Genomic DNA, 23,918 nt, shown 5'->3' with positions numbered 1-23,918 from the left:
GTCAGGTTCGCCTCCGTTGTCGGTCGTCCAGATGGTCGGGGTCCAACCGGTCTCGCAATCCGTCCCCAAGGAGATTGAAGCCGATGACGGTCGCCATGATCGCGACGCCGGGTGCGGTGATGAGCCACGGAGCCGAACGCATGTAGTTTCGCCCGTCGGCGATCATCGACCCCCATTCGGCCGTCGGGGGCTGTGCACCCAGTCCGAGGTAGGAAAGCCCGGCAGCCGCGAGGACGATCGTTCCGAGGTTGAGCGTCGCGAGGACGATCACGGGATTCACGACGTGGGGGAGGAAATGGCGCTTGACCAGTCGGTGCCACGGCGTCCCATAGAGCGTCGCGGACTGGACGAACGGGCGCTCTTTGACGGAGAGGACCGTTCCTCTCACGACCCGTGCGTACGACGCCCAGCCGACGATCGACAGTGCGATGACGACGTTTCGAAGGCTCGGCCCGAGGACGCCCGCGATCACGAGCGCGAGCACGAGGCCAGGGAACGCGAGCTGAATGTCGACGAGTCGCATCAACAGTATGTCGACGAGTCGGCCGCCCGTAGCGGCGAGCAGGCCGACCGTCGTCCCGAGGACGAGTCTGACGAGCGTCGCCGCGAGCGCGAGCGCGAGCGAGACGCGGGCCCCGTACGCGAGTCGGGTCGCCACGTCGCGACCGAGCGCGTCGGTACCGAGCGGATGGGCGAGCGACGGGCCCCGCAGTCGCATCTCGAGCACCTGCGTCGTCGGATCGTACGGCGACACCACTGGACCGACGAGAGCAGCGAGGACGAGCAGTCCAATGACCCCGCCTCCAAGGCGGATTGTAGTATTCGTTTGCAGAGCGAACTGCCGGTACCGCCGGTACAGTCCGCCGAGACCCACGTTCGACGGGACGAGTTCAGTCGCCGATTTACTCACGGCCGCTCACCTCTGCGTTCGATGCGCGGATCGAGGGCGACGTACGCGAGATCGACGAGTTGGTTGGTCGCGACGAACGCGAACGTCGTGAACAGGACGACGCCCTGCACGATCGGATAATCCCTGGCGAAGACGGCGTCGACGAGCAGCGTGCCGAGGCCCGGTCGTTGAAAGACGGCTTCGACGATCACGGCACCGTTGATGACGGTCCCGAACTGGAGCCCCACGATCGTCACGACTGGAACGAGAGCGTTCCGGAGCGCGTGTTTGTACACTACGAGCCGTTCGCGGACGCCTTTCGATCGCGCGGTATCGACGTAGTCGGCGTCGAGTACCTCGAGCATCGATGCGCGGACGAGGCGCGTGACGATCGCCGCCATCCCGGTGCCGAGCGTGAGCGCCGGGAGGACGAGCTGGCCGAGCGTTCCCGCGCCGCTGACCGGCGTCAGGCCGAGCCACAGCGAGCAAACGAGGATCAGCAGGTACCCGAGCCAGAAGTTCGGCATCGAGACACCGACCAGCGCGGCGATCTGGCTCGTCCGATCGATCCAGGTGCCGCGGTGGACAGCGCTTACCACGCCCATCGGAACGGCGAGCAGTACCGAAACAGCCGTCGCCGCCAGCGCGAGTTCGAGCGTGTTCGGAAGCTGTGCGAGCACCAGCGAGGTGACGGGTTCGGACTGCAGATACGAGGTGCCTAAATCGCCCTGTAGGGCGTCGGTGAGCCACGAACCGTACTGGACGAGGAAGGGATCGTCGAGTCCATGCTCCGCGCGAAAGGCCGCAACTTCCGCGGCCGAGGGTGAACTCTGGCGTTGTTCTCTGAGGATCGTATGCGCCGGATCACCCGGCGTGAGAAACACGAATCCGTACGTGATCAGCGAGACGCCGGCCATCACGACCGACAGCGAGCCGAGTCGAGCGAGGAGGGATCGCAGCATGCTAGTGCTGGATCGTCGCTCGTCCCCGCCCGAGAGTACAGTCCGCGATGGCGGTCGTCGATTCTTCGTCGATCACCGTCGAGCGCCCTCCCATGCAATATGAATTGTAGTAGTGAAAATATGATTGTAAAACTTCGGGTTTCGTCGCGGCGTACTCATTGACGGTCGTCGGCTGAGGTGAGACCGGTCGGTCGTAGCACATCATTCGTTCGCGACCGGATACTCCAAGTCCCGTTCGTCGGCCAGTCGGCCGATTTCCGCGAGCATGTCGCCGTGGAATCGACGGCAGTCGTACCCGTTCGGGAGTTCAAGGAGGTTCTCGCCGCGCTGTGAGAGTTCGGTACCAAGGCTCTCACTCGAAACAGGCGCTGGGATCGGCAACCGGATCGTGCTCGATTGCATACTCCGGTTATGAATATCTTCCACTAAAATATTAACTATTGGTACTGGGAGTTGTATATGTAATAATAAGTGCCACCAATGAGGTTCGCGGTCAAGTTGGGCGATCGACACCTCCTGCACGAACTGTCAGCGAAGTAGCTGTCCGTCGTCGTCGAGAATCGCATCGAGGAGACGAAACAGCGCAAAAACGAGGGCGTTCCGTCGGGTTCGATCGGTGGACCCGAGTTCAGGTATCCGTCTCGATGATCGATCTCGCCCGCCTCGAGAACGGGGGTTCAACGCCCCGGTCGACGGCGGTGACGGCTTAGGCAGTCGGTTTCGAGAACGAGACTGGATCCCGCCGAGACGGCCACTGAATGGTGACTGAGACGGTACGGCGGTTTCGTCTAGCTCATCTCGGCCAGCGGCCCGAAGTCGTCGACGGGAAGCACCGAGTAATCGATCGTGAGCGTGTCTTTCGTCGCTCGAATCTTGCCGACGAACGTCGAAATCTCATCGAGCGATCCCTCGAGCACGAACAGTTCCATACAGTGGTGCCCACCGACGTGGCTGTGGAAGTTCGAAGCGACGAGTTCCTCGTGTTCGTGGCGGAGGTGCATCATCTTCTCTTCGACGCTCGTCGTCTCGTAGTCGAACACCACCGTCACGACGCCCATCAGGTCGCGACCTTCCAGTTTCTTGTCCTCGAACTCGCCGAGGAGATTACGACTCGCCTCTCGGAGTACTTCGCTCCGGCCGGAGTAGCCGTGATCCTCGGAAAATTGGTCGATCCGTTCGAGTAACGCTTCGGGCATCGAGACGCTAACGACGCTCATATAATAACACAGTCGCCACAAAATGTTAAATATTGTTATCTCACTTATCGACGGGGCCGAGACGACTCCCGGTGATCTCACGCGTCAACGAACGTCCACCGGACGCCTGCCGACAACCGTACTCACTTCCGATCGTTCGTTGTCGACAGCGTATGGCCGACTCACGGACACGGACGGCGAGTTCACTCGCACTCGTCAGAAACGTCGTTGCTGTCGCCCGAAAGTACCAGCTCAGCGTCATCTCCGCTGGCCTCGCATATCACGCGTTCAACGCACTCGTCCCGCTTATCATCTTGCTGCTCGTCGGGATGAGCCTGGTCGACGCGCTCGAACCACTGCTTCGCGCCGTCGAGGCGGCAACTGAACTCGAGGGCGTTCTCACTCATGACGCGATCCTCGTTACGGGGACCACTGATACCAATATCATGCGCGCTGGAACGCTTGCGTTCGTGATTCTGCTGTGGAGTGGTGCCCGGCTGTTCCGGGCGGTAAACAGCGCGTTTGCCGAGATTTACGGCGCACGTAAAACCCAGTCGTCTGTCGCCAACGCAGCGACGGTAACCCTCGTGACAGCCGTCAACGCCGCGCTGCTCACGGCGACGGTGGCTCTCGGTGTCACGTTGGTCAGTGTCGTCGGTGTGAGCCGCTCCGTTTTCGTCGGTGGCGCGGTAGCAACGGCCGCAAGCAGTGTTCTCCTCGCGTCCCTCCTGTTCGCCGTTTTCTTCCCGATGTACTACCTCTTCCCGCCGGCCGGCGTCTCCGCGGGCGAAGTCCTTCCCGGCGCACTATTTGCGTCCCTCTCCTGGACCGTCCTGTCGCTCGGCTTTCGCATCTACGTCTCGACCGCCGAGAGTGTCGCACTGTTCGGTATCGCCGGGGCCGTCCTGCTGGTTCTTACCTGGGTCTACTTCGGCGGGCTCTGTCTGCTTCTCGGTGCCGCCCTCAACGCCGTCCTCGCCGGCCGCGTCGATCCGGATGACGGCTGGGAGCCGATGCGCGACATCGCCCCGACCGAGATTTCGTGACCGGACACGCCGTCCCGCGAGACGTGATTACTCACGAACTGCCGCGGCGACCGTTCGCGCTCGTGTTTCGCCGATACCGTCGATCCGAGTCAGATCCTCGACGCTCGCTTCGAGCAGGGATTCGACCGTCGGATACCGTTCGTAGAGCACGGTCGCGAGTTCGGGACCGATGCCGTCGATACAGCCGTACATTCGTTTGGTCGTCGGTTCGCGCCGACTTGGAACAGCGCCCGGAGAAAGCGGCCGTGTCGAGGCTGTGTCGGTGTGTTTGTGGGCGAGTCGAACGGCGAAGTCGACCAGTTGCGACCGGTCGGTACAGGGGATTATCGGGACCGAGTGACGGGCCGTGATAGACGCCATCGACCCGCGGATCGCAGTCGGAGAGACGGTCGTTCGCAGCGACTCGAAATCCGAGAAGTCACCCTCGAGCAGCACGTACGCGTGTGTGACGGCGGCGTCGAGCCGTTCGACCTGGTCGTACAGATCCGGCCCGGACCGTCCCATGGCGCTCGAGACGTAGTCGCGCGGCGTCTTGCGCTCGATGCCGACCGGCCCGATCGTGATGTCGCCGGCCGACAGTCGATCGACCGTGACGCCCGTTACGTCGGGATGGTCGCGGACGGCCGAGACGAGCGCGGGCGGCTCCCTGTCGTCGACCGCGGCGGTAACGGCAGTGGACATACGCCCCCGTTCGGTCTCGAGCCGTGAACGAGTATCGGTTCCCGTCTCGAGTTCGTTCGGAGACGGCAGTGTGTCCGGGTACGTGTGATCGTGTGGTCTTGCGAGGGCGCGACTGGCGGAACCGGTACCTTCTCTAGACCCTGTTACGTATTCCCAGTGAATGGGTTCCGCACGGATGGACGATAGCGAACCGACGCGACTCCTCGTCGCCGGGTTCGACGGCGAAGCCGAGTTCAGCGATGAGAGCGAGGACGATGGTACCGACGAGGCCGCTCTCGTGCCGGACGAGGTGGACGACTGTCGGAGCGTCTCGACGATGGCTGGTGCGCGTTCCGAACTCGAATCGGACAGCGTCGCTGTCGACTGTCTGGTGACGGCGGGGGAGTTACCGGATGGGACCGGTCTCGAACTCCTCACGTCGATCCGCCATCGCGAACGGCAGACGAACGCGGATATCGAACTGCCGGTCGTTCTCGCGCCGGCGGACGGTAGCGAAGCGCTCGCGAGCGAGGCTATCGCCGCAGGTGTGACGGAGTACGTTCCGCGCTCGGGTTCCGAGTCCGGGGCCGAAACCGGAACTGAAGCTGGGACTGAAACCGAGGCCGAAACCGGAACTGGGACCGAGACGGAGACCGATACTGGTGCTGGCTCCGAGTCCGCCGATCCGCGGCCGACCGACGCGGAGACGACCCGCGAGAAATTGACGACAGCTATCGAGCGGGCGATCGCACACGGTCGAACCCGGGAGCGCCGGCAGGCAAAGGCGCGGCAGTTCGAGGCGGTTTTCGACGATCAAGAGACCTACGCCTGGGTGCTCGCTCCCGATGGCACCGTTCGCCGGGCGAACAGTACGTCGATCGCCGACCGTGACGCGTCCGCGGGCGTGGATCCGAACGCGACGGCGAACGCAAGTCGCGGCCGTTCGTTCTGGTCGCTTCCGCTCTGGGGGTCCGTCGAGGGGGACCGGGAGGCGATTCGACGTGCGATCGAGACGGCGGCGACCGGACGGCTCGTCCGACGGGAGGTGACGATCGAGCGCGAGCGAGCGACGGACCGCGAGACGCAGACGCTCGAGCTGACGGTCCGCCCCGTCACCGACGAGACGGGGGCCGTCGCGTCCCTGTTCGTCCGGGCGACGGACGTCACCGAACGCGCCGCGCTCGAGCGCGAGCGCCGCGAGTCGGAGGAACTCCACCGAGTCACGTTGAACAACATGACCGACACCGTCCTCATCACCGACGACGAGGGCGAGTTCACCTACGTCTGTCCGAACGTCCACTTCATCTTCGGCTACACGGACGAGGAGATCTCCGAGTTCGGATCAATCGACGACCTGCTCGGTCCCGACCTGTTCGATCGCACCGAACTCGCCGCGGAGGGGGTTCTGACAAACATCGAGTGTACGGCGACGGACAAGGCGGGGCGCGAGCACACGCTGCTGGTCAACGTCCGCGAGGTGTCGATTCAGGGCGGGACGATCCTCTATAGCTGTCGCGACGTGACGATGCGAAAGCGCCGCGAAGAGGCGTTGACGGCGCTCCATCGAACCGCCCGAGAGCTGTTATACGCCGAGACGGATCGGGAGATCGCAGATATCGCGGTCGACGACGCGACGGACGTCCTCGATCTGGAGGCGAGCGCGGTGTACCTGTTCGATACCGACGAGAACGTCTTCCGCCCCGCCGCCCGGTCGGCGTCGATGCGAACGTTACACGGCCCGCTGTCGTCCCAGCAGGTTGGCGACAGCATCGCAGGCGAGGTCTTCGTCGACGGCGAGAGTCGGTTCCTGGCGGACGTTCACGAGTCGCCGCTGCTCGCCGACCCGACGACGGAGATCCGAAGCGCCGCGTTCGTTCCGCTCGGCGACCACGGCGTCTTCGTCGCGGGCTCGGACGAAGTCGGCGTCTTCAACGATATCCGTCGCGAACTGACCGACCTGCTGGCGGCGACGGCCGAAGCCGCGTTCGACCGCGTCGACCGAGAGCGCACGCTCCGCGAACGCGACCGCGAGCTCAAACGGCGAAACCAACAGCTCTCGCGGCTCAACCGACTCAACGAACTCATCCGAGAGATCGATCACGAACTCGTCCGAGCCGAGACCCGCGAGGAGATCGAACGCGGCGTCTGCGACCGACTGACCGCCGCCGATCGGTTCTCGTTCGCCTGGATCGGTACGACGAGTTCGGCCGGCGACCGACTCGAGTCGCGCGCCCACGGCGGGACGGACCGCGGGCGGGACTACCTCGATAGCGTGTCGTTTTCGTTGCCCGCTTTCGAATCTGCTGTGACCGACGCGGCCGGTGTGACCGACACGGCCGATGTGACCGACGCAACCGACCCGAACGAGGCGTCCGAGACGGCCGGCACGGACGACCGACGGAATCTCCGCCACCGCGAACCGGCCGTCAGAACCGCCGTCACGCGCGAGGAAACGGTCGTTTCGAACGTCGTCGACGACCTGCGCGACCAGGCATGGCGGACCGACGCGCTCGAACGCGAATACCAGTCGGTGCTCGCCGTGCCGCTCTCCTACGACGAGTTCACCTACGGCGTCGTCACCGTCTACGCGAATCAGCCGGACGCGTTCGACGACGTGACGCGGACGGTGCTCGCCGAACTCGGGGAGACGATCGCCTCGGCGATCGCGGCCGTAGAGCGAAAGCACGCGCTGCTGTCGAACACGACGACGCGCCTCGAGTTCGCGGTCGCTGACGAGAACTTCGTCTTTACGCGCCTCGCGCGGCGAGCGGACTGTACGATCTCGTTCGACGGCGGCGTCCGCCAGCACGAGAACGGGGCGACGGTGTTTGCCACCGTCGAGGGAGCGCCGGCGGCGGCCGTCGTGACGGCGGCGAGTGAACTCGTCGCGGTGGCGGATGCGCAGGTCGTCAGCGAGTGCCGTGCGGGCGCTGATTCCGATGACGACGATGACGACGGCGGCGATACCGGGGCGGACGGCGACGAGCGAGAGGGGACCGTCCGGCTCGAACTCTCGCGGCCGTTCGCCGCCGTCCAGCTCGCGGATCACGGCCTCGTCCTCAAGAGCGTCACCGCGACGCCCGAGTTCACCCGCGTCGTCGTTGACGCTCCCTATAGCGTCGATGGCGGCGGAAGCGTCGATATCGTGACGACGGCGTTCTCGTCGGTCGAACTCCGGTCGAAACGCCAGCTCGATCGGACGACGCCGCAGGACCTCCGTTCCGAACTGCTCGATCGGCTGACCGACAGACAGCTCGAAGTCGTCCAGTTCGCCTACTACAGCGGGTACTTCGAGTCGCCGCGCGAGCGCTCCGGCGAGGAGATCGCGACGATGCTCTCGATCTCCCCCGCCGCGTTCTACCGACACACCCGAACCGTCCAGCGAAAACTACTCACTATTCTGTTCGACGAACTCGGTGTTCCGGCAAGTACTGCACCACCCGTTGAATAGTGAACCCCTGTCATCACGGCGGGCTAGATAGTGAACGGACACGCTCATCCTAATATAACTAATATTCCTTAGTGGACGGTCGTTGCCCACAGCACTACTCAGTACGATGAAAGATATCGAACGCAACCCCGACGAGGAATCGGTGTACGAGTGTTTCAACTGCGGAACCATCGTTACCGCCACGGCGGCGGGCTCGTGTCCGGACTGCGGTGCCGATATGCGAAATCGGCAGACACCGATCGAATAAGCGCCACGTGGTGGTGGCGGGTCCCGATAGCGCCGGGTCGCAACCGGAACTCGCTTGCCGAATGCCTACCGTCGCGCCCGCCGAACCGATCGTATGGGACGGCTTCAGCGAACGCTCTCGACCGTTTCCGAGGCGGACGACACCGACAACGGTCGCGTCGCCGTCGTCGGCGGGAGCATCGAGTATCCGAATCAACCCGCACTCGTCGGCGAAGCGGCGCTTCGCACCGGTACCGATCACGTCCGCACGCTGGTCGCCGAGCCGATCTACGACATCGTCGCCGGCTACTCCCCAAACCTGCTCGTCAGTCCCTACGACGGCGAGCGGTTCGATTCGACCGCCGTCGACGACACCGTCGCCGTCTGCGAGTGGGCGGACGCGTTGGTGATCGGTCCCGGGCTCGTCGACGCCGACACGGCCGCGATCCGGGACGTTATCGACCGGACCGACGTTCCCGTCGTCGCCGACGCCCTCGCGATCGAACCGGCGCTCGACTCGGACCTCTCGAACGTCGTCCTCACGCCGAGCGACGCCGAGGACGACCCGATCCACGACGGTCACGAGTCCCTCGAGCAGTTCACCGAGGAAACCGGTGCCGTCCTCACGCTGACCGGCGATGTCGACGAGATCGTCGTCGACGGCGACCGTCTCGAGAACGACACCGGCACGTCGGCGCTGACCGTCGCCGGTACCGGCGACACGCTCGCCGGTATCACCGCCTCCCTCCTCGGCCAGGGCATGGATCGCCGGACCGCCGCCGAACTCGGTGCCTGGATCCTCGGCAAGAGCGGCGAACTCGCGACTGCCGAGTTCGGCCCGGGACTCGTGGCGACCGACGTTATCGATCGGATTCCGAGCACGATTCGCTGACGGGGACAATTGGTATGGGGCGTCCCGTGGTCGTTCACGCACGCCATGGCTTCCAGCACGAGCGCTTCGACTACTGACGCGTCGAACGACATCTCGAGCCCGCTGTTCGCCGCAGTGTACGACTACGTCGTCCCGGACCGGCTCCTCTTCGCACCGCACCGTCGGTATCTGACCGCCGGTCTCGACGGTCGTGTTCTCGACGTTGGCGCTGGGACGGGGACGAACTTCCCGTACGTCGCAGCTACCGACGAGTCGGTCGAGTTCCACGCGATCGAACCGGACCCGCACATGCGCCGCCAGGCCGAGGCGCAGGCGGCCGAAAGCGACTGCGCCGTCGACCTGCGGGACGCCCGAGCGGAGTCGATGCCCTACTCCGACGACGCGTTCGACGCGGTCCTCGCCAGTCTCGTCTTCTGTACGATTCACGACCCCGACGTTGCGCTGGAAGAAGTCGCACGCGTGCTCGCTCCCGGCGGCGAGTTCAGATTCGTCGAGCACGTTCGCGCCGACGGCTGGCGAGCGACGGGGCAGAACGTGTTGAACCCGCTGTGGGAGCGACTCGCGGGCGGGTGTCAACTCAACCGAGATACCGTCGAGCGGTTCGTCTCTCACGACGCGTTCGCGGTCGAGACGATCGAGCGCCTCGACACGGGTATCTTTCCGGCGACGCCGATGGTTCGCGGGACGATGCGACGACGGCGCTGCTGAAACGGGGAACCGATTGCAGCGGCGAATTACCGGGGTGACGACGCTATAACGCGTGACGACGCTACTACTCGGCGGATGCAGACGCATCGTCGGACCGAACGTGATCGAGCAGCCGGTTCGATCGCGCTCCCAGGCCGAGTCCGGCCGCGAACGAGAGCAGACTCGGGACCAGAATCCACACGAGATTCGGATGCGTAGAGCCGGTGTGTAGCAGGGAGTCGAGCATGCCTGTCCCCTCTCGACTGAGTCCAATCAATCTGCCGATCCCGCACGTGTTGTGTCCATCGTCGTTCTGCTTCACTTTCGCCCCGGTGACCAAACCCTCTTACACTCCGCTCCCCCAGACGACGGTGATGGATGGGACCGCGCGCCGCGAGTTGCCGATCGCCGACGACGCTCTTCCGTTTGATCCCGACACCACCGCGATCGAAGACCGCGAGGTGTTCGACCTCCTCGAACCCGCCGTCCAGGAGTGGTGGCTCGAGGAGTTCGGCGAGTTCGTCCCGGAGAACGGTGGCTTCTTCACGCCGCCACAGCGGGGCGCGATCCCGAACGTCCACGAAGGAACGAACACGCTGATCTGCGCGCCGACGGGGTCGGGAAAAACCATGTCGTCGTTCCTCTCGATACTGAACTCGCTGTACAAGCGAGATCGGGAGACGGCGGACGGCCTCGAGAACTCGGTCTACTGCCTCTACGTCTCGCCGCTCAAGTCCCTCGCGAACGACATCCACCGCAATCTCGAGGTCCCTCTCGACGGCATCGAATCGATCGTCGCCGACCGGGACGGCGAGTCGATGGGCGAGATCCGCCACGCCATCCGCCACGGCGACACCGACTCGGCCGAGCGCCAGCGGATGCTCGAGGAGACGCCCCACATCCTCAACACGACGCCCGAAACGCTCGCCATCCTGCTGAACTCGCCGAAGTTCCGCGAGAAGCTTCGGACGGTGGAGTACGTCATCGTCGACGAGATCCACTCGCTCGCGGCCGGCAAGCGAGGGACGCACCTGTCGGTCAGCCTCGAACGACTCGCGGCGATGACCGACCACGAACTGACCAGAATCGGCTGCTCCGCAACTATCGAACCGCTTTCGGACGTCGCGGAGTTTCTGGTCGGCCGCGAGGAACCGCACGTGCCGGACGCCCCCCAGGGGGGCGAGGTACCGGACAGCGACCCCCGCAACTACGAACTCGTCGACGCCCGCTTCGCCCGCGAGTTCGACATCGAACTCGAGTGTCCGACCGACGACCTGATCAACACCTCCTGCGAGGTCGTTCAAGAGCGGTTCTACCGGATGCTTCACGAACACGTTCAGGAGCACACGAACACGCTCGTCTTCACGAACACCAGATCCGGCGCGGAGCGCGTGTTACACAACCTGCGCGAGACCTTCGACGCCTACGACGAGACGAACTCGGGCTGTCACCACGGCAGCCTCTCGAAGGACGTTCGCCAGGATATCGAGGGGCGACTCAAGAGCGGTGAACTCGATGTCGTGACGTCCTCGACGAGCCTCGAACTGGGGATCGACATGCCCCACGTCGACCTCGTCGTGCAGGTCGGTTCGCCCAAATCGGTCGCCTCGCTCCTCCAGCGCGTCGGGCGCGCGGGCCACCGCGTCGGCCAGACCGTTACGGGCCGCGTTATCGCGCTCGACCGCGACGAACTCCTCGAGTGTGCGGTCATGCTGAAGAAGGCCGAGGAGGGATTCGTCGACTCCGTGTCGATCCCCGAGAACGCCCAGGACGTGGCGGCCCAGCACGTCTACGGGATGGCGATCGCCGAGATCCGACCGGAAGCCGAAATCACCGAGATCCTCCGGCGAGCCTACCCCTATCGGAACTACTCCGACGCCGAGTTCGAGTCGCTCATGCGCTACCTGACCGCCGAGTATGCGGGCATGGAGGACAGAAACGTCTACGCGAAGGTCTGGCGCGACGAAAACGACCCGCCCGACGGCGAGCACCACTACGAGGAGTTCCCCGTCGGCACGCCGCTGATCGGCAAGCGCGGTCGCCTGGCACGGGTGATCTACATGACCAACATCGGGACGATTCCGGATTCGTTTACCTGTGACGTCTTCACCCGTGCCGGCGACGAGTGGGTCGGCCAACTCGACGAGAACTACCTCGACACCCTGGAGAAGGGCGACGTGTTCGTCCTCGGCGGCGACCACTTCGAGTTCAGCTACCGGCGCGGCTCGAAAGTCTATGTCGATCGAACCAGTGCCCGGCCGACGGTCCCCTCGTGGTACTCCGAACGGCTGCCGCTCTCGTACGATCTCGGCTGTGAGATCCTCGCGTTCCAGGCCGAACTGCTCGCCCACTACGAAGAGGGTGGTCCGCCCCGCGTCCGGGCGTGGCTCCGCGAGTTCCCGCTTGACGACGACAGCGTGCGGGCCGTCGCGCGGCTGTTCGATCACCAGCTCCGGTACGCGGGGGCCGACACGGTGAGTACGCCCGACCGGCTCGCCGTCGAGGTCGAACGCGACCGCGAGGAGTACGAGCGCCATTACTACGTGCACTCGAACTACGGCCGCCGGTTCAACGACGGCTTTTCGCGGCTTCTCGCGTACCACTGCGCCCAGGAGGCGACGGCGAACGTCCGCGTCGCGGTCGCGGACAACGGCTTCGTGCTCTCGATGCCGCTCAACCGGAAGGTCGACGTGGCGGGGATCATCGACGACCTCGAATCCGACCGGGTTCGGGAGAATCTGCGCGCGGCGATCGACGGCACCGACCTCCTCCAGCGGTACTTCCGAATCAACGCAACCCGGGCCCTAATGATCCTCAAACGGTACAAAGGCTACGAGAAATCCGCCAGCGAACAGCAGGTCTCGAGCGAGATGCTCCTCGGGTTCGCCGCGGATCTCGAGGAGTTCGCCGTCATCGAAGAGACCTACCGCGAGATTCTCGAAGACAAACTCAACGTCGCCGAACTCGAGGCGTTTGTCGCCGAACTCGAGGCGGGCGATATCACGGTCGAACGCACGCTGCTCGACTCGCCGACGCCGCGAGCGTTCGGACTGGCGACGCTCTCGGCGAGCGACGTCGTCCTCGCGGACGACGAGAGCGCCGCACTCCAGGCGTTTCACGAACACGTTATCGACGAGATCGGCGACGAGTCGCTTCGCGAACTCTCGTCGGGGAGTTAGGGAAAATACCAAGTTGAGTAGTATAAACCGAAGCCGTCACGTTCTGATCGGATCAGAGACGAAACTATTTCGAACGCTGATTGTAATATCGCTCTCGATGCACTTCTCGCGCCGGATACCGGCCGGTGAAGGTGAACAAACCGGACCGGATATCGAAGGCGAGGTATCTCACTTCTCCCCACTGAGACGGGAGACGCGATAGCCGCTACACGGCCTTCAAGGCGCGAAAACGAGCCTCTATCCCACTCTTTCACTTCCGTTCGTTTTCGGTGAACTCGATCCGACGAATCTCTCCCACAGCTATTTTATCGGCTACTATTTCACAAAATTCTCTGAACTCTTACTATATTCACGATCGAAATCGACGCCCAATCGCGTCGCTATCGCTCGGCGGTCACCCGTGGGAACGTACATATACGAGCGTGTCATCGACACCCGTATGGACGGACCGACGGTACTCGACGAACCGCGCGCGATCGATATGCACGCTCACCAGCCGACCAGCGAGTTCCTCCACGACGCCGGCGGCCAGATGATGCGAGACGCCGCCGACCGGTTCGGTGCGGATCTCGAGACGGACACCTACGAGAACATGCGCGCCGAGTACCGCGACGCCGGCGTGGACAGGGCGATCCTGCTCGGCTGGGACGCTGAGACGAATACCGGCAACCCGCCCGTGCCAAACGATTACGTCGCCGACGTTCGCGACGAGTTCAGCGATTTCTTCGTCGGCTTCGGCTCCGTCGATCCGCTCAAGGACGACTGCGTCGAGGAGGCGATCCGCTGCGTCGAGGATCTCGATCTGTCGGGGTTCAAGTTCCAGCAGATCGCCCAGGGATTCGATCCCTCCGCCCCCGAGCACGACGACCTCTGGTCGACGATCGAGGATCTCGGCGCGCCGGTCGTCTTCCACGGCGGGAACTCGACGCTCGGCGCGTGTTCGCCGGGCGGTCGCGGGCTGAAGATCAAATACGGGAACCCGATGCTGATCGACGACGTGGCGGCCGACCACCCCGACTTGCAGATTCTCATCGCCCACCCGGCCTACCCTTGGGAGAAAGAACAGCTCGCCATCTGCCAGCAGAAGGGCAACGTCTACATGGATCTCTCGGGGTGGATGCCCCGCTACATCGACGACCAGGTGCTTCACTACGCGAAGACGCTCCTCTCGGACAAGGTCATGTTCGGAACCGACTATCCGATGCTCGAACCGAAACCGTGGCTCGAGCAGTTCGCGGAACTGGACTTCGACGAAGACCTCCAGCGAAAGATCCTCTGGAAGAACGCCGAGTCGTTCCTCGGTCTCTGATACGGTCTGCTGTAACGATTTACCACTCGATCCCGCGTCGACCCGGTGTTCGAATAACGGAAACCGAACTCGTCAGCGGCCGGATTATCGAAACGCGACTGATCGGTCGCTCTGCAACCGGTCGTTCTCCCACCGCATGATTACAAGTGTACTATTGTAATCCGCCTCGCAGAGCTGTTCGAACTACTCGAACGGGAGGGCTAGACTACGAGTGTGCCAGATTGATCTCGATTTCGTTCGTCGCGCCGAGCAAGAGCGTGGGGAGGTCGTCGGTGAGCAACTCCCCGCTGAGTCGGTTCGCCGGCCCGGCGATGCTGATCGCACCGATGGCGTCGCCGGATTCGTCTTTCACAGGTGCGCCGACGGCGTGGACACCGGCGACCGATTCCTCGTAATTGAGCGCGTATCCCCGCTCGCGGATCGTTTCGAGCTGGCTACGGAGTTCGTCGCGATCGGTGATCGTCTGTGCGGTCTGTGCGGCGAGGTCGTACTCGTCGAGGATCCGTTCGGTTCGGTCCGCAGGAAGGTGGGCGAGGATCGCCTTTCCGGCCGCAAACTGGTGTAGCGCCGTTCGCTTTCCGATCCGCGCGTGTGTCCTGACCGAGTGACGGCCTTCGGCTCCGTAGATGTGGACGCCGACACCGTTCTCCTCGATGACGCACCAGACCTTCTCGTCGGTTTCCGCCGCGAGTTCATCGACTTTCGGCGTGGCGACGTCGAACAGCGGGTGTTGGTTTCGGACGTGGATGCCGTAGTCGAGAAACCACGTGCTGATGCGGTAGGTGTCGCCGTTTCGGACGACGAGGCCGCGGGATTCGAGCGTTTTCGTGTGGCGGTAGACGGTGCTCTTTGCGAGGCCGAGTTCGTCGGCGATTTCGGTGATGCCGGCACTGGTGGTGTGTCTGAGAACGTCGAGAATGTCGAACGCCGTCTCGACGGTTTCGACCGGTCGATGATCCGGGTGGCGTGCCATAGTAGCTACTCAGATGGGAGCGTCAAAAGGTTTGTTCCCGTTATTCGAACGCGCGCCATCGTCGGCCGGCTGGACGGGGGAGAGCGTTCATACGGACTGCTGCAAGTCAGTTCCAGCGCAACCGCAGGACGGGCGCGGTTGCGCCGGTAAATCGTTACAGTAGACCGTATCAGAGTTCACGAGCGAGTTCGTGGCCGGCGTAGACAGCGTCGGCGATCCGTCTGGGCGCGACGCAGTCGCCGACCGCGTGAATCGATTCGATTTCGGTCGACGAACGGAGCGACTCGGCGTCGGCTTTGAGCGATCGATAGAGGTCGTCGTTCGATTCGCGCATCGTCGTGAACACGACGGCATCGGCCTCGTAGCTGCGCCGGTCCCCGGAATAGACGTTCGACGCGACGACCTCGTCGTCCCGCACCTCCTCGAGGGTGTGGTTGGCGACGAACTCGACGCCGAGGTCGTACAGCGCGGTGAAAATCGTCCGCCGTTCGAACGTGTGAAGCGTTTCCTGAAACGCGCTCGCCCGCGGCGTGACGAATATCACGCGATTGTCGGCGGCGAGCGATTGGGCGACGCCGGCGCTGACGTTGTACCCCTCTTCGTCGAAGATGACGATCGTTTGCCCCGAGAGGTCGGTCGCGATCGCGTCGGTGGGAGTGAGAACGTGATCGCGTTCCCACCCCGGGACCGGCTGGTGTGAACTCGACGTGGTTCCGGTTTCGTCCCACTCTGCGCCGGTGGCGATGACGACGAGTTCAGCGCCGTAGGTCCGCACGTCGTCGTAGCCCATCTCGGCTCTGGGGCCGGTGTGGACCGAGACGGTCTCGAGACGGTCGAGTTCCGCCGCCCGCCAGTCGCGAACGCGGTTCCACTCCCCCAGCTCCGGCAGTCCGGCTTCGAAGGTGACGCGGCCGCCGAGTCGGTCGTCGCGTTCCTTGAGGTGGACCAGGTGCCCGCGTTCGCCCATGACGCGTGCGAACTCCATGCCGGCCGGCCCGCCGCCGACGACGAGGACGCCCTTCGGGTCGGCGGCGTCTTCGTACGTTTCGGGCGGCCAGTCACCCTCGCGGCCGACGGTCGGGTTCTGCGTGCACACTAACGGAATGCCCTGTCGCGATTGGGAGACGCAGATATTGCAGCCGATACACTCCCGAATTCGGTCGACATCGCCGTCTTTGACCTTTCGCGGCCAGTGGGGATCGGAAATCGACTGGCGGGCCATTCCGATCATGTCGACGTAGTTCTCCTCGAGGAGCGCCGCGGCGTCGTCCGGGTCGGTGATTCGGCCGGCACCGCCGACCGGCACGTCGAGTTCTCGAGTCGCCGCTTTCAGATAGTCCATCTGGTAATTTTTCTCGTGGCGACGGCTCGGGCCGATCATGTCGTCGATCGACTGCTTGATGCCGATATCCACGTCCCAGAAGTCCAGATCGTCGGACAGTCGGCGCATCACTTCGATGCCGTCGCCGTCGGCGGTGAGTCCGCCGTCGACGCGCTCGTCTATCGTATAGCGAGCGCCGACGGCCATGTCGGCGCTGACGTTATCGCGAACTCGGTCGATGGCCGCCTCGAAAAATCGCATTCGGTTCTCGAGGGAGCCGCCGAACTCGTCGTCTCGGTCGTTGTAGAACGGAGAGAGGAACTGCGAGAGCAGGTAGCCGTGTGCCGCGTGGAGTTCGATGCCGTCGTAACCCGCTCGCCGCGCTCGATCCGCGGCGTCGCCGAACGCGTCGAGAACGGTTCGAATGTCCTCGCGTTCCATCGCCTTCGGCGTGTAGTTTCGCCCGGTCGGCTGTTGTGACGACGTAAGCGGTGGCTGGCGGCTGCCGTAGTTGCCGGCAGTCGCGCCGCCGTGCCACAGTTCGACGAAGAGTTTGCTGCCGTGGGCATGGACGGCGTCGACCATCCGTTTTTGCGGCGGGATCGTCTCGTCGTCGTGGAGGTAGCCGGAATCGACCGGCGTGACGTCGGTCGTGTCGTCGATCTGGCTGTACTCCTGGACGATCAAACCGAAGCCGCCCTTCGCCTTCTCGGCGCGAAAGTCGGTCTGTTGTTGGCCGAGGCCGTACGCGTTGCCGTGGGGCGGCTGGAAGATGCGGTTCGGAACGGTCACCGGACCCAGTTCGATCGGCTCGAAGAGCCGACTATAGGTCGTCGACATACGGTAGTGACTGTCGTGGTATTACTTAACAGTACTCTTCTGACAACCGTTCTGTGCTTCGATAGTCGCCGTTTGAACGATCGGGTCTCCAAGGTGACTCCCGTTCGTCGGCGTTTCACCGTTTAGCCGTGCTCCGGGAGGAGTATCAGTACACTATCAAGTCACCATCCGCGTTCTGTCACGCGTCGTCGACCGTGGAACATTGAGGTATGTTTATTATGAAAAACCATGTGTGGTGTTGTATGGCACACGATCGACAGTGCGTCCAGCCGCCAGTCCGTCAGTTGACGACCAGCGACCAGCCGATTGAACTCGGGGGGCGGTCGTTTGAGCACGCGAGCGCGGGTGAGAGTGCGAGTGAGGGCAGGAGCGAAAGCGAGAACCAAGACGGGGTGACGCGATGAGTTACCTGCTCGGCTTTCCGACGCCGATCGTCGAGGTGTTTCTCACGCTCATCGTGCTCTTCCTCATCGTCTCCGTGTATCTGGGGATGCGGATGGAGGGGACGACGGCCGTTCGAGACGCCGACGAGTTCACCCAGAGTGACGTTGGGGAGGTGAGCGATTGATGGGAGCAACTGTCTTTGGGTGGCCGCTCCAGACGTGGGGTGGTGACCTCGGTGTCGACTACTACTCCCGAACGGCGGTCGTCTTTTTCGTCCTGTTCGCGGCCCTGATGATCGGGATCGGAATCCTGGCCGGGCGATACCAGACGAACGAGGAGGAGTACTTCGTCGCCGGTCGTCGGTCGGGTATTCTCGTCGTCGCCCTGGCCGTGTTCGCCTCCATTCAGAGCGGATGGGGGATGATCGGCGTGACCGGCACCGGCTACCTCGTCGGGCTCGAGTACTTCATCCTCGTCGGGGGGCTCATCATCTTCGGCTTTACGGGCTCGTACTGGCTGCTCGGCCGAAAGATGCGCGTGCTCGGCGACGTTCGAAACGCGATCACCGCGCCGGACGCGATGTACTACCGCTTTCAGGACGAGCGGGTGCGGCTCTTGGGCGCGGCGGCGGTCCTGCTCGGCTGCATGGGCTATCTCGCCGCCCAGTACGCGGCGCTCGGCATCGTCGGCGCACTCATCCTGCCGATCAGTTTCTTCCAGGCGCTGGTCATTGGCCTGCTGATCGTCGGCTTTTACACGATCATCGGCGGCATGCTCGCGGCGATCTGGTCGGACGCGGTCCAGGGGTCGATCATGATCGTCGGCGGCATCCTGACGGCCTACTACGTGATCACGAACTCGACGCTCGGCTGGAGCGGGATGACGAACGCGATTCAAAGCGGCAACCCACAGTACTTCGAGTTCACGCTGCTCGGCGGCGACGGGCTGATGGCGATCGGACTGATCGTCTCCGTGATCGTGATTCAGGCGACCGTCGCGGGCCAGCCCCACGCGATCACGAAATTCTACATGGTGCGAAACGTGTCGGTGCTGAAGTGGGGCGCGCTCATCACTGGCGCGGCGTACCTGGCGACGACCCTCTACTGGGTCGCAGCGCCGTTCGTGCAGGCGGCCGTCCTCGAGGGAACGGTCGCCGATCCGGGCAATCCCGACGCGACGTTACCGCTCGCGCTGATCGAGTGGGCACCCGACGTGGTCGTCGCATTCGTCCTCACCGCCGTCGTGGCCGCGATCATGTCGACGAGCAACGCCTTCCTCAACATGGGTGCGTCCGCCGTCGTCCACGACTACATCATCGAGTACCGAGGGACCGAGCTCACGCAGGCCGAAGAGGTGCGCTGGGGTCGCGTTACGACCGGCGTCTTGCTCGTCGCCGCGGGCGTCATCGCCGGCACGTTCCCGGGGCTCATCTTCGTGCTCGGAGCCGCCGGCTGGGCGATCTTCGCCGCCGTCATCTTCCCCTGCGTCGCGATCGCGTACAACTGGCGCGGTGCGACGGCCGAGGGGGCGCTCGCCGGTGGCGGATCGGGACTCGTCCTCACGATCTTGCTGGCTTACGGGGTTGAGTATCTGGGACTGTCGCTGCCCTACGGCTTCCTCGGCGGACAGGTCGCGACGATCGTCGCCGTCGCGGTGTTCGTCGGCGTCTCGCTCGTGACGACGACGAGCGAGTACGCTGAACTCGACGACGACATCCGGATGATACTGGATCTCGGACGGATCACCGGGAGCCCGGAACAGCCGACGGAAACCATCGCGGATGGGGGTTCGGATACCGAACAGTAACACTCGATTAGTCGACCGTCGATTGTCCGATCGAATCCGTCACGGGTCGGCGTTCAGGCCGTCTGCGAGTACTCCTCGACCCACTCCTGCAGCGTGAGCCCCATCGCGGCCTGGGTGATCGCGTTCGAGGACGCCGAGTTGGCGCTCTTGACGAGTTCAGCTTCGAGCGTCCGGGTCGGTACTTCGCCCAGGAAGTGCGGGATGGCACGCTGGACCGACAGGGGACAGCCGACCTCGTGGGCGAGGGCGTACCCCGAAATCGAGTGCGGGATTTCGTCGCTGACGTAGCGAGGGGACGGATCGTCGAGCAACTCGTCGTCGACGAAGTCGGGATACTCGTAGCACTTGCCCACGTCGTGCAGGAGGGCGGCCGCGACGATGGTGTCGAGATCGGGATCGGCGTCGTGGAACTCGCGTTGCTGAGTGGCGGCATCGACCGCGATGCGCGTGACGCCGCGGACGTGCTCGACGTTGGTGACCTCGTGGATGTTCCAGGCGTAGGGGATATCCGTCACGTCCCGCCAGCCGCCGCGGTCGAGGCCCAGGACCCACGCCTCGACGATGCGCTCGCGGAGGTCGTCGCTCTCGACGTGCTCGAGTTCGGGGAGGGCGTCGCGGACCTGGGTGTCGAAGTCGGGCATCGCTCACCTCCGGCCGCCGCCGGTTCCGACGCGTTCCCCGTCGGCTTTGACGAGTCGTTCCCGGCCGATGAACCGCGGTCGCTCTTCGACGGCGAGGAAGTTGTTCACGTCCTCGCGGGCCTCCTTTGCCTTCCCGCGGGCGGGGTCGTAATCGCGCGAACCCTCGCTGCCGAGGGCGTCGTAGAGCTTCTCGAGGTCCTCGAAGTAGAGTTCAGCGACGCCGTCGAACTCGGCGTGCTCGGGATCGGTCGGGATGACGGTGTTGTACTTTACGACGCCCTCGATTTCGCGGGCGATCGGCGTGTGATTGGTCTGCCAGTAGTCGACGAACTCGTCGTGGGTCATGCCCTCCTGGCGAACCAGAAACGCCGAGTGTTTGTACAGGCCGTCGGTGTCACCGGACTTCGTCCGGTCACTCGTGGAGCTACGCTCCACGCTGTCGCCACCGACCTCGTCTTTCTGGACGATCTCTTCGCCGATGAATCGCGGTCGCTCCTCGACGGCGAGGAAGTTGTTCACGTCCTCGCGGGCCTCCTTGGCTTTGCCCTGGTCCGGGTCGTAGTCGCGCGAGCCCTCGCTGCCGAGGGCGTCGTAGAGCTTCTCGAGGTCCTCGAAGTAGAGTTCAGCCAGGCCGTCGAACTCGGCGTTCTCGGGGTCGGTCGGGAGGACCTGCTGGTACCGGACGACGCCCTCGATCTCGCGGGCGATCGGCGTGTGGGTGGTCTGCCAGTGGTCGACGAACTCCTCGTGAGACAGTCCCTCCTGTCGAACCAGCAGGGCGACGTGCTTGTACATCACGAGCCCCTTTTTCGTACAGTACAATAAATCATGGTACTTGTTCCCGTGAAATGCACCCCGCGGTGCGCTCACAGCGGACCGCAGTCGGTCCGCAACGACCCGTAGCGGCGTTACCGCGTCGAGTCCCGCCGGTCCGGTACCGGCACACCGTGCACGAACAATCGATCTCCGGCCGCGCGGTCGTCGGCGTACTCCTCCCGGTACTCCATCAACTGAAACAGGACGCCCGTTGGATTCTGCGGCGTCACGAACGCCTCGTGCCAGTGCTCGAACGTCTGCCGGTCGACGACCGACACGCCGGCCGCATCGAGCGCCTCGACCGCCGCCTCGAGATCGGCGACCTCGAGCGTAACGTGGTGCAGCCCCGGCCCGTTCCGTTCGAGGAAATCCGTCAGAAACGAGTTCGTCCCGTCGTCGGGCGCGATCAGTTCGAGTCGGGACGCGTCGCCGAGGACGTACGTCGCCCAGGTGAACTCGCCGTACTCGCTTCGTTCCTCGTGGATCTTCTCGCAGCCGAGCGCGAAGAGCAGCCCTTCGGCGTCGGGAACGGAGTCGACGGCGATCCCGACGTGATCGACGCGTATCGCTGGCATCGTCGACATATACACGACACGCGCGGCCGATCACATAACGATTTGGAATGGTACCATACCTCGATAGCTGCGTGAACATACCGCACCGGTAGAACAAAGTCACCGGCGCTCGACAGAGCGCATGCATGCCAACACTCGCCGAGTTTCTCGTCCGCGCGGACGAGTTCAGCCTCGTTCCGTCCGGTAACACGATGAAGCAGCCGATTGCACGGGCGCAGGGTCGGTCCGTGAGCCGCCGTCGAGACGACACCACGTCCGTTCGTGGGACTCCTGACCGAGTCGCAAAGACGGTAGAGACAGTAGGGACGGCAGTACCAACCACTGCAAACACATGACGACGACAGCAGCCGAACTCGTCGACACGCTCGATTCGCTCGGCGTCGAGTACGTCTTCGGCTATCCGGGCGGGCGCGTCATCGAGCTGCTCGATCATATCCCGGACGCCGACGGCGTTGAACTCGTGCGGCCGCGCGACGAGCGGGAGGCGAGCGTGATGGCCGAGATGTACGGGCGTCTCACGGGCCGTCCCGGCGTCCTGACGGGGCAGGGGCCGTGGATCGGGAGCCTCGGGATGATCGGCCAGATGGAAGCGCGGCTGGCTTCCTCGCCGATGGTCGTCCTCACGGAGGCCTCCGAGCGCGGCGAGTACTCGACGCTCGCGCCGTACCAGCAGGCACGAGGCGATTACGGCGGGTTCAGTCTCCCGGACATCCTCGACGGCGTGAGCAAGGAGTGGTGGTTCCCGCGGACGCCGACCGAGACCGTTCGCTCGACGCAACTCGCGTTCAAACACGCCGTCGCCGGCCGCCCCGGCCCGACGGCGGTGATCCTCGACGGCGACGCGATCACGGACGAGGTCCCAACCGATCCGACGCCGGCGACGTGGGACGCGCGAACGCAGACGCGGACCTGGGACGCCGCGCCGACCGCGACGGACGTGGTCGCGGCCGTCGAGGCCCTGGAAGCGGCCGAGCGGCCGGTCGTCATCGCGGGCAACGGCGTCCACGCCGCGCAGGCCTACGACGAACTCGCGGCGGTCGCCGACGCCTACGACTGCGCCGTCGTGACGTCCTATCTCGGGAAGTCGACGTACCCGGAGACGGACGACCGCGCCGCCGGCGTCATCGGCTCGTTCGGCCACGAGGGCGCGAATCGCGTCGTCAGCGAGGCGGACACCCTGTTCGTCGTGGGCTGTCGGCTGAATCCGATGGACACCAACTGGCAGGCACCCGCTTTCATCCGGCCCGACGAGCAGACGATCGTTCACGCCGATATCGACACGCGAAACGCGGGGTGGGTCTACCCCGCGGACGTCGGGCTCATCGGCGACGCGAGCGAGAGTCTGGCGGCGGTCGCCGAGGCCGGCGAAGCGTCCACAGGGTGGGCGATCGAACGCGCCACGGCGGCCCGCGAATGGTTCGAGTCCCCCGCGTGCACCGACGACTCGGTGCCGATCGCGCCCCAGCGCGCCGTCGCGGCGATTCAGTCGGTCGTCGACGAGGAGACGATCGTCACCGCCGACTCCGGAAACAACCGGTTCTGGCTGCTAAACTACCTGCAGACGCCGGCCGTCCGCACCTACTTCGGGAGCGGCGGCGTCGGCGGGATGGGCTGGGCGACCCCCGCCGCAGTCTCGGCGGCGCTGACGACGGGCGAGGACACGAACGTTATCGCCGTCGCTGGCGACGGCGGCTTCTCGATGACGATGAACAGCGTCGAGACGGCCGTCGAGTACGGCGTCGCGCCGACGGTCGTCATCCTGAACGACACCAGCCTCGGGATGGTCCGCCAGATGCAACACGAAGACGGCGACATCGCCGGCGTCGAGTTCACCGACACGGACTTTCCGAAAATCGCCGAGGCCTTCGGCGCGGTCGGCCGGCGCGTGACCGATCCGACCGCCCTCGAGAGCGTCCTCGAAGAGGCGAAGGCGGCCGACGTTCCCCACGTTATCGACGTGCGCATCGACCGCGAGGCGGAGATGGCCGCGACCCTGTCCTCCTCGTTCTACGACTCGGTCGGGGGACTCCACGAATAGCCATCACATCGGTCAGTACCCGACGAAT

The 23,918-nt window shown here is 64.4% G+C and carries 23 protein-coding genes; 12 read left to right on the top strand and 11 right to left on the bottom strand.

The genetic code is table 11. From position 1 onward, the window contains the following. Position 1: 1 nt before the first annotated feature. The 4 genes from nikC to SM755_RS10165 all read right to left on the bottom strand — a co-directional run bounded on the left by nikC (position 2) and on the right by SM755_RS10165 (position 3,068). On the bottom strand, positions 2-910 hold the full coding sequence (nikC, locus tag SM755_RS10180) for a nickel transporter permease (protein ID WP_323172535.1): 909 nt from the start codon (positions 908-910) through the stop codon (positions 2-4). Then, entirely contained in the window at positions 907-1,851 is a 945-nt protein-coding gene (gene nikB / locus SM755_RS10175) for a nickel ABC transporter permease (RefSeq protein ID WP_323172534.1), read from the bottom strand. Before nikB ends, nikC begins: the two co-directional genes overlap by 4 nt. Positions 1,852-2,052: 201 nt before the next feature. After that, positions 2,053-2,253 (bottom strand): hypothetical protein, encoded by a 201-nt coding sequence (locus SM755_RS10170; RefSeq protein WP_323172533.1) that lies wholly within the window; start codon positions 2,251-2,253, stop codon positions 2,053-2,055. A 386-nt stretch (positions 2,254-2,639) separates the two neighbouring features. Next, entirely contained in the window at positions 2,640-3,068 is a 429-nt protein-coding gene (locus SM755_RS10165; RefSeq protein ID WP_006824441.1) for a CopG family ribbon-helix-helix protein, read from the bottom strand. 152 nt (positions 3,069-3,220) lie between these two features. Between SM755_RS10165 and SM755_RS10160 the strand changes: the two genes are divergently transcribed. After that, positions 3,221-4,093, top strand: coding sequence for a YihY/virulence factor BrkB family protein (locus SM755_RS10160; protein ID WP_323172532.1), 873 nt, complete (start codon positions 3,221-3,223; stop codon positions 4,091-4,093). Positions 4,094-4,120: 27 nt separating this feature from the next. Here the strand turns inward: SM755_RS10160 and SM755_RS10155 are convergent, their stop codons facing one another. Further along, positions 4,121-4,774, bottom strand: a complete 654-nt coding sequence (locus tag SM755_RS10155) for an ERCC4 domain-containing protein (protein ID WP_323172531.1) — start codon at positions 4,772-4,774, stop codon at positions 4,121-4,123. 160 nt (positions 4,775-4,934) lie between these two features. On the opposite strand from SM755_RS10155, the gene SM755_RS10150 reads away from it, so the two are divergent. The 4 genes from SM755_RS10150 to SM755_RS10135 all read left to right on the top strand — a co-directional run bounded on the left by SM755_RS10150 (position 4,935) and on the right by SM755_RS10135 (position 10,029). Further along, on the top strand, positions 4,935-8,204 hold the full coding sequence (locus SM755_RS10150; RefSeq protein WP_323172530.1) for a bacterio-opsin activator domain-containing protein: 3,270 nt from the start codon (positions 4,935-4,937) through the stop codon (positions 8,202-8,204). A gap of 106 nt (positions 8,205-8,310) precedes the next feature. Next, positions 8,311-8,451: a rubrerythrin-like domain-containing protein gene (locus SM755_RS10145; RefSeq protein WP_006666264.1), complete on the top strand. Its 141-nt coding sequence runs from the start codon at positions 8,311-8,313 to the stop codon at positions 8,449-8,451. A gap of 93 nt (positions 8,452-8,544) precedes the next feature. After that, on the top strand, positions 8,545-9,321 hold the full coding sequence (locus SM755_RS10140; RefSeq protein ID WP_323172529.1) for an NAD(P)H-hydrate dehydratase: 777 nt from the start codon (positions 8,545-8,547) through the stop codon (positions 9,319-9,321). Positions 9,322-9,366: 45 nt separating this feature from the next. Beyond that, entirely contained in the window at positions 9,367-10,029 is a 663-nt protein-coding gene (locus SM755_RS10135) for a class I SAM-dependent methyltransferase (RefSeq protein ID WP_006666262.1), read from the top strand. A 64-nt stretch (positions 10,030-10,093) separates the two neighbouring features. Here SM755_RS10135 and SM755_RS10130 read toward each other — a convergent pair whose 3' ends face one another. Then, entirely contained in the window at positions 10,094-10,255 is a 162-nt protein-coding gene (locus SM755_RS10130; RefSeq protein ID WP_323172528.1) for a hypothetical protein, read from the bottom strand. A gap of 127 nt (positions 10,256-10,382) precedes the next feature. On the opposite strand from SM755_RS10130, the gene SM755_RS10125 reads away from it, so the two are divergent. Beyond that, a complete protein-coding gene (locus tag SM755_RS10125; RefSeq protein ID WP_323172527.1) occupies positions 10,383-13,187 on the top strand; it encodes an ATP-dependent helicase in 2,805 nt (934 codons plus the stop codon). A 439-nt stretch (positions 13,188-13,626) separates the two neighbouring features. Beyond that, positions 13,627-14,496, top strand: coding sequence for an amidohydrolase family protein (locus SM755_RS10120; RefSeq protein ID WP_323172526.1), 870 nt, complete (start codon positions 13,627-13,629; stop codon positions 14,494-14,496). A 205-nt stretch (positions 14,497-14,701) separates the two neighbouring features. Here SM755_RS10120 and SM755_RS10115 read toward each other — a convergent pair whose 3' ends face one another. Together SM755_RS10115 and SM755_RS10110 are read right to left on the bottom strand one after the other, a co-directional pair. Next, positions 14,702-15,469 carry an IclR family transcriptional regulator gene (locus SM755_RS10115; RefSeq protein WP_323172525.1) on the bottom strand — a complete coding sequence of 256 codons (768 nt, stop codon included), beginning with the start codon at positions 15,467-15,469 and terminating at the stop codon, positions 14,702-14,704. Between the two features lie 169 nt (positions 15,470-15,638). Beyond that, positions 15,639-17,630, bottom strand: a complete 1,992-nt coding sequence (locus SM755_RS10110) for an FAD-dependent oxidoreductase (RefSeq protein WP_323172524.1) — start codon at positions 17,628-17,630, stop codon at positions 15,639-15,641. A gap of 242 nt (positions 17,631-17,872) precedes the next feature. On the opposite strand from SM755_RS10110, the gene SM755_RS10105 reads away from it, so the two are divergent. From SM755_RS10105 to SM755_RS10095, 3 genes are read left to right on the top strand one after another with little or no spacing between them, the layout of a single operon-like run. Next, positions 17,873-18,034 carry a hypothetical protein gene (locus SM755_RS10105; protein WP_323172523.1) on the top strand — a complete coding sequence of 54 codons (162 nt, stop codon included), beginning with the start codon at positions 17,873-17,875 and terminating at the stop codon, positions 18,032-18,034. Next, positions 18,031-18,198 (top strand): hypothetical protein, encoded by a 168-nt coding sequence (locus SM755_RS10100; protein WP_160164219.1) that lies wholly within the window; start codon positions 18,031-18,033, stop codon positions 18,196-18,198. Before SM755_RS10105 ends, SM755_RS10100 begins: the two co-directional genes overlap by 4 nt. After that, positions 18,198-19,820: a Na+:solute symporter gene (locus tag SM755_RS10095; protein WP_323172522.1), complete on the top strand. Its 1,623-nt coding sequence runs from the start codon at positions 18,198-18,200 to the stop codon at positions 19,818-19,820. Before SM755_RS10100 ends, SM755_RS10095 begins: the two co-directional genes overlap by 1 nt. 53 nt (positions 19,821-19,873) lie before the next feature. On the opposite strand, the gene SM755_RS10090 is transcribed toward SM755_RS10095, so the two are convergent. The 3 genes from SM755_RS10090 to SM755_RS10080 all read right to left on the bottom strand — a co-directional run bounded on the left by SM755_RS10090 (position 19,874) and on the right by SM755_RS10080 (position 21,861). Beyond that, complete coding sequence (locus tag SM755_RS10090; RefSeq protein WP_006666255.1) at positions 19,874-20,461, bottom strand: HD domain-containing protein; 588 nt, start codon at positions 20,459-20,461, stop codon at positions 19,874-19,876. 3 nt (positions 20,462-20,464) lie between these two features. Continuing rightward, a complete protein-coding gene (locus SM755_RS10085; protein WP_323172521.1) occupies positions 20,465-21,256 on the bottom strand; it encodes an EthD family reductase in 792 nt (263 codons plus the stop codon). A 113-nt stretch (positions 21,257-21,369) separates the two neighbouring features. Further along, positions 21,370-21,861, bottom strand: a complete 492-nt coding sequence (locus SM755_RS10080) for a VOC family protein (protein WP_323172520.1) — start codon at positions 21,859-21,861, stop codon at positions 21,370-21,372. Between the two features lie 116 nt (positions 21,862-21,977). Here SM755_RS10080 and SM755_RS10075 point away from each other — a divergent pair, with 116 nt between their 5' ends. Continuing rightward, positions 21,978-22,187: a hypothetical protein gene (locus SM755_RS10075; RefSeq protein ID WP_323172519.1), complete on the top strand. Its 210-nt coding sequence runs from the start codon at positions 21,978-21,980 to the stop codon at positions 22,185-22,187. Beyond that, on the top strand, positions 22,184-23,890 hold the full coding sequence (locus SM755_RS10070) for a thiamine pyrophosphate-binding protein (protein WP_323172518.1): 1,707 nt from the start codon (positions 22,184-22,186) through the stop codon (positions 23,888-23,890). Before SM755_RS10075 ends, SM755_RS10070 begins: the two co-directional genes overlap by 4 nt. Positions 23,891-23,918 lie beyond the last annotated feature (28 nt).

This window comes from Natrialba sp. PRR66, assembly GCF_034808065.1.
Classification (GTDB): domain Archaea; phylum Halobacteriota; class Halobacteria; order Halobacteriales; family Natrialbaceae; genus Natrialba; species Natrialba aegyptia.
Note: the sequence above shows the minus strand (reverse complement) of the source record. Positions and strands in the feature narration are given on the sequence as shown.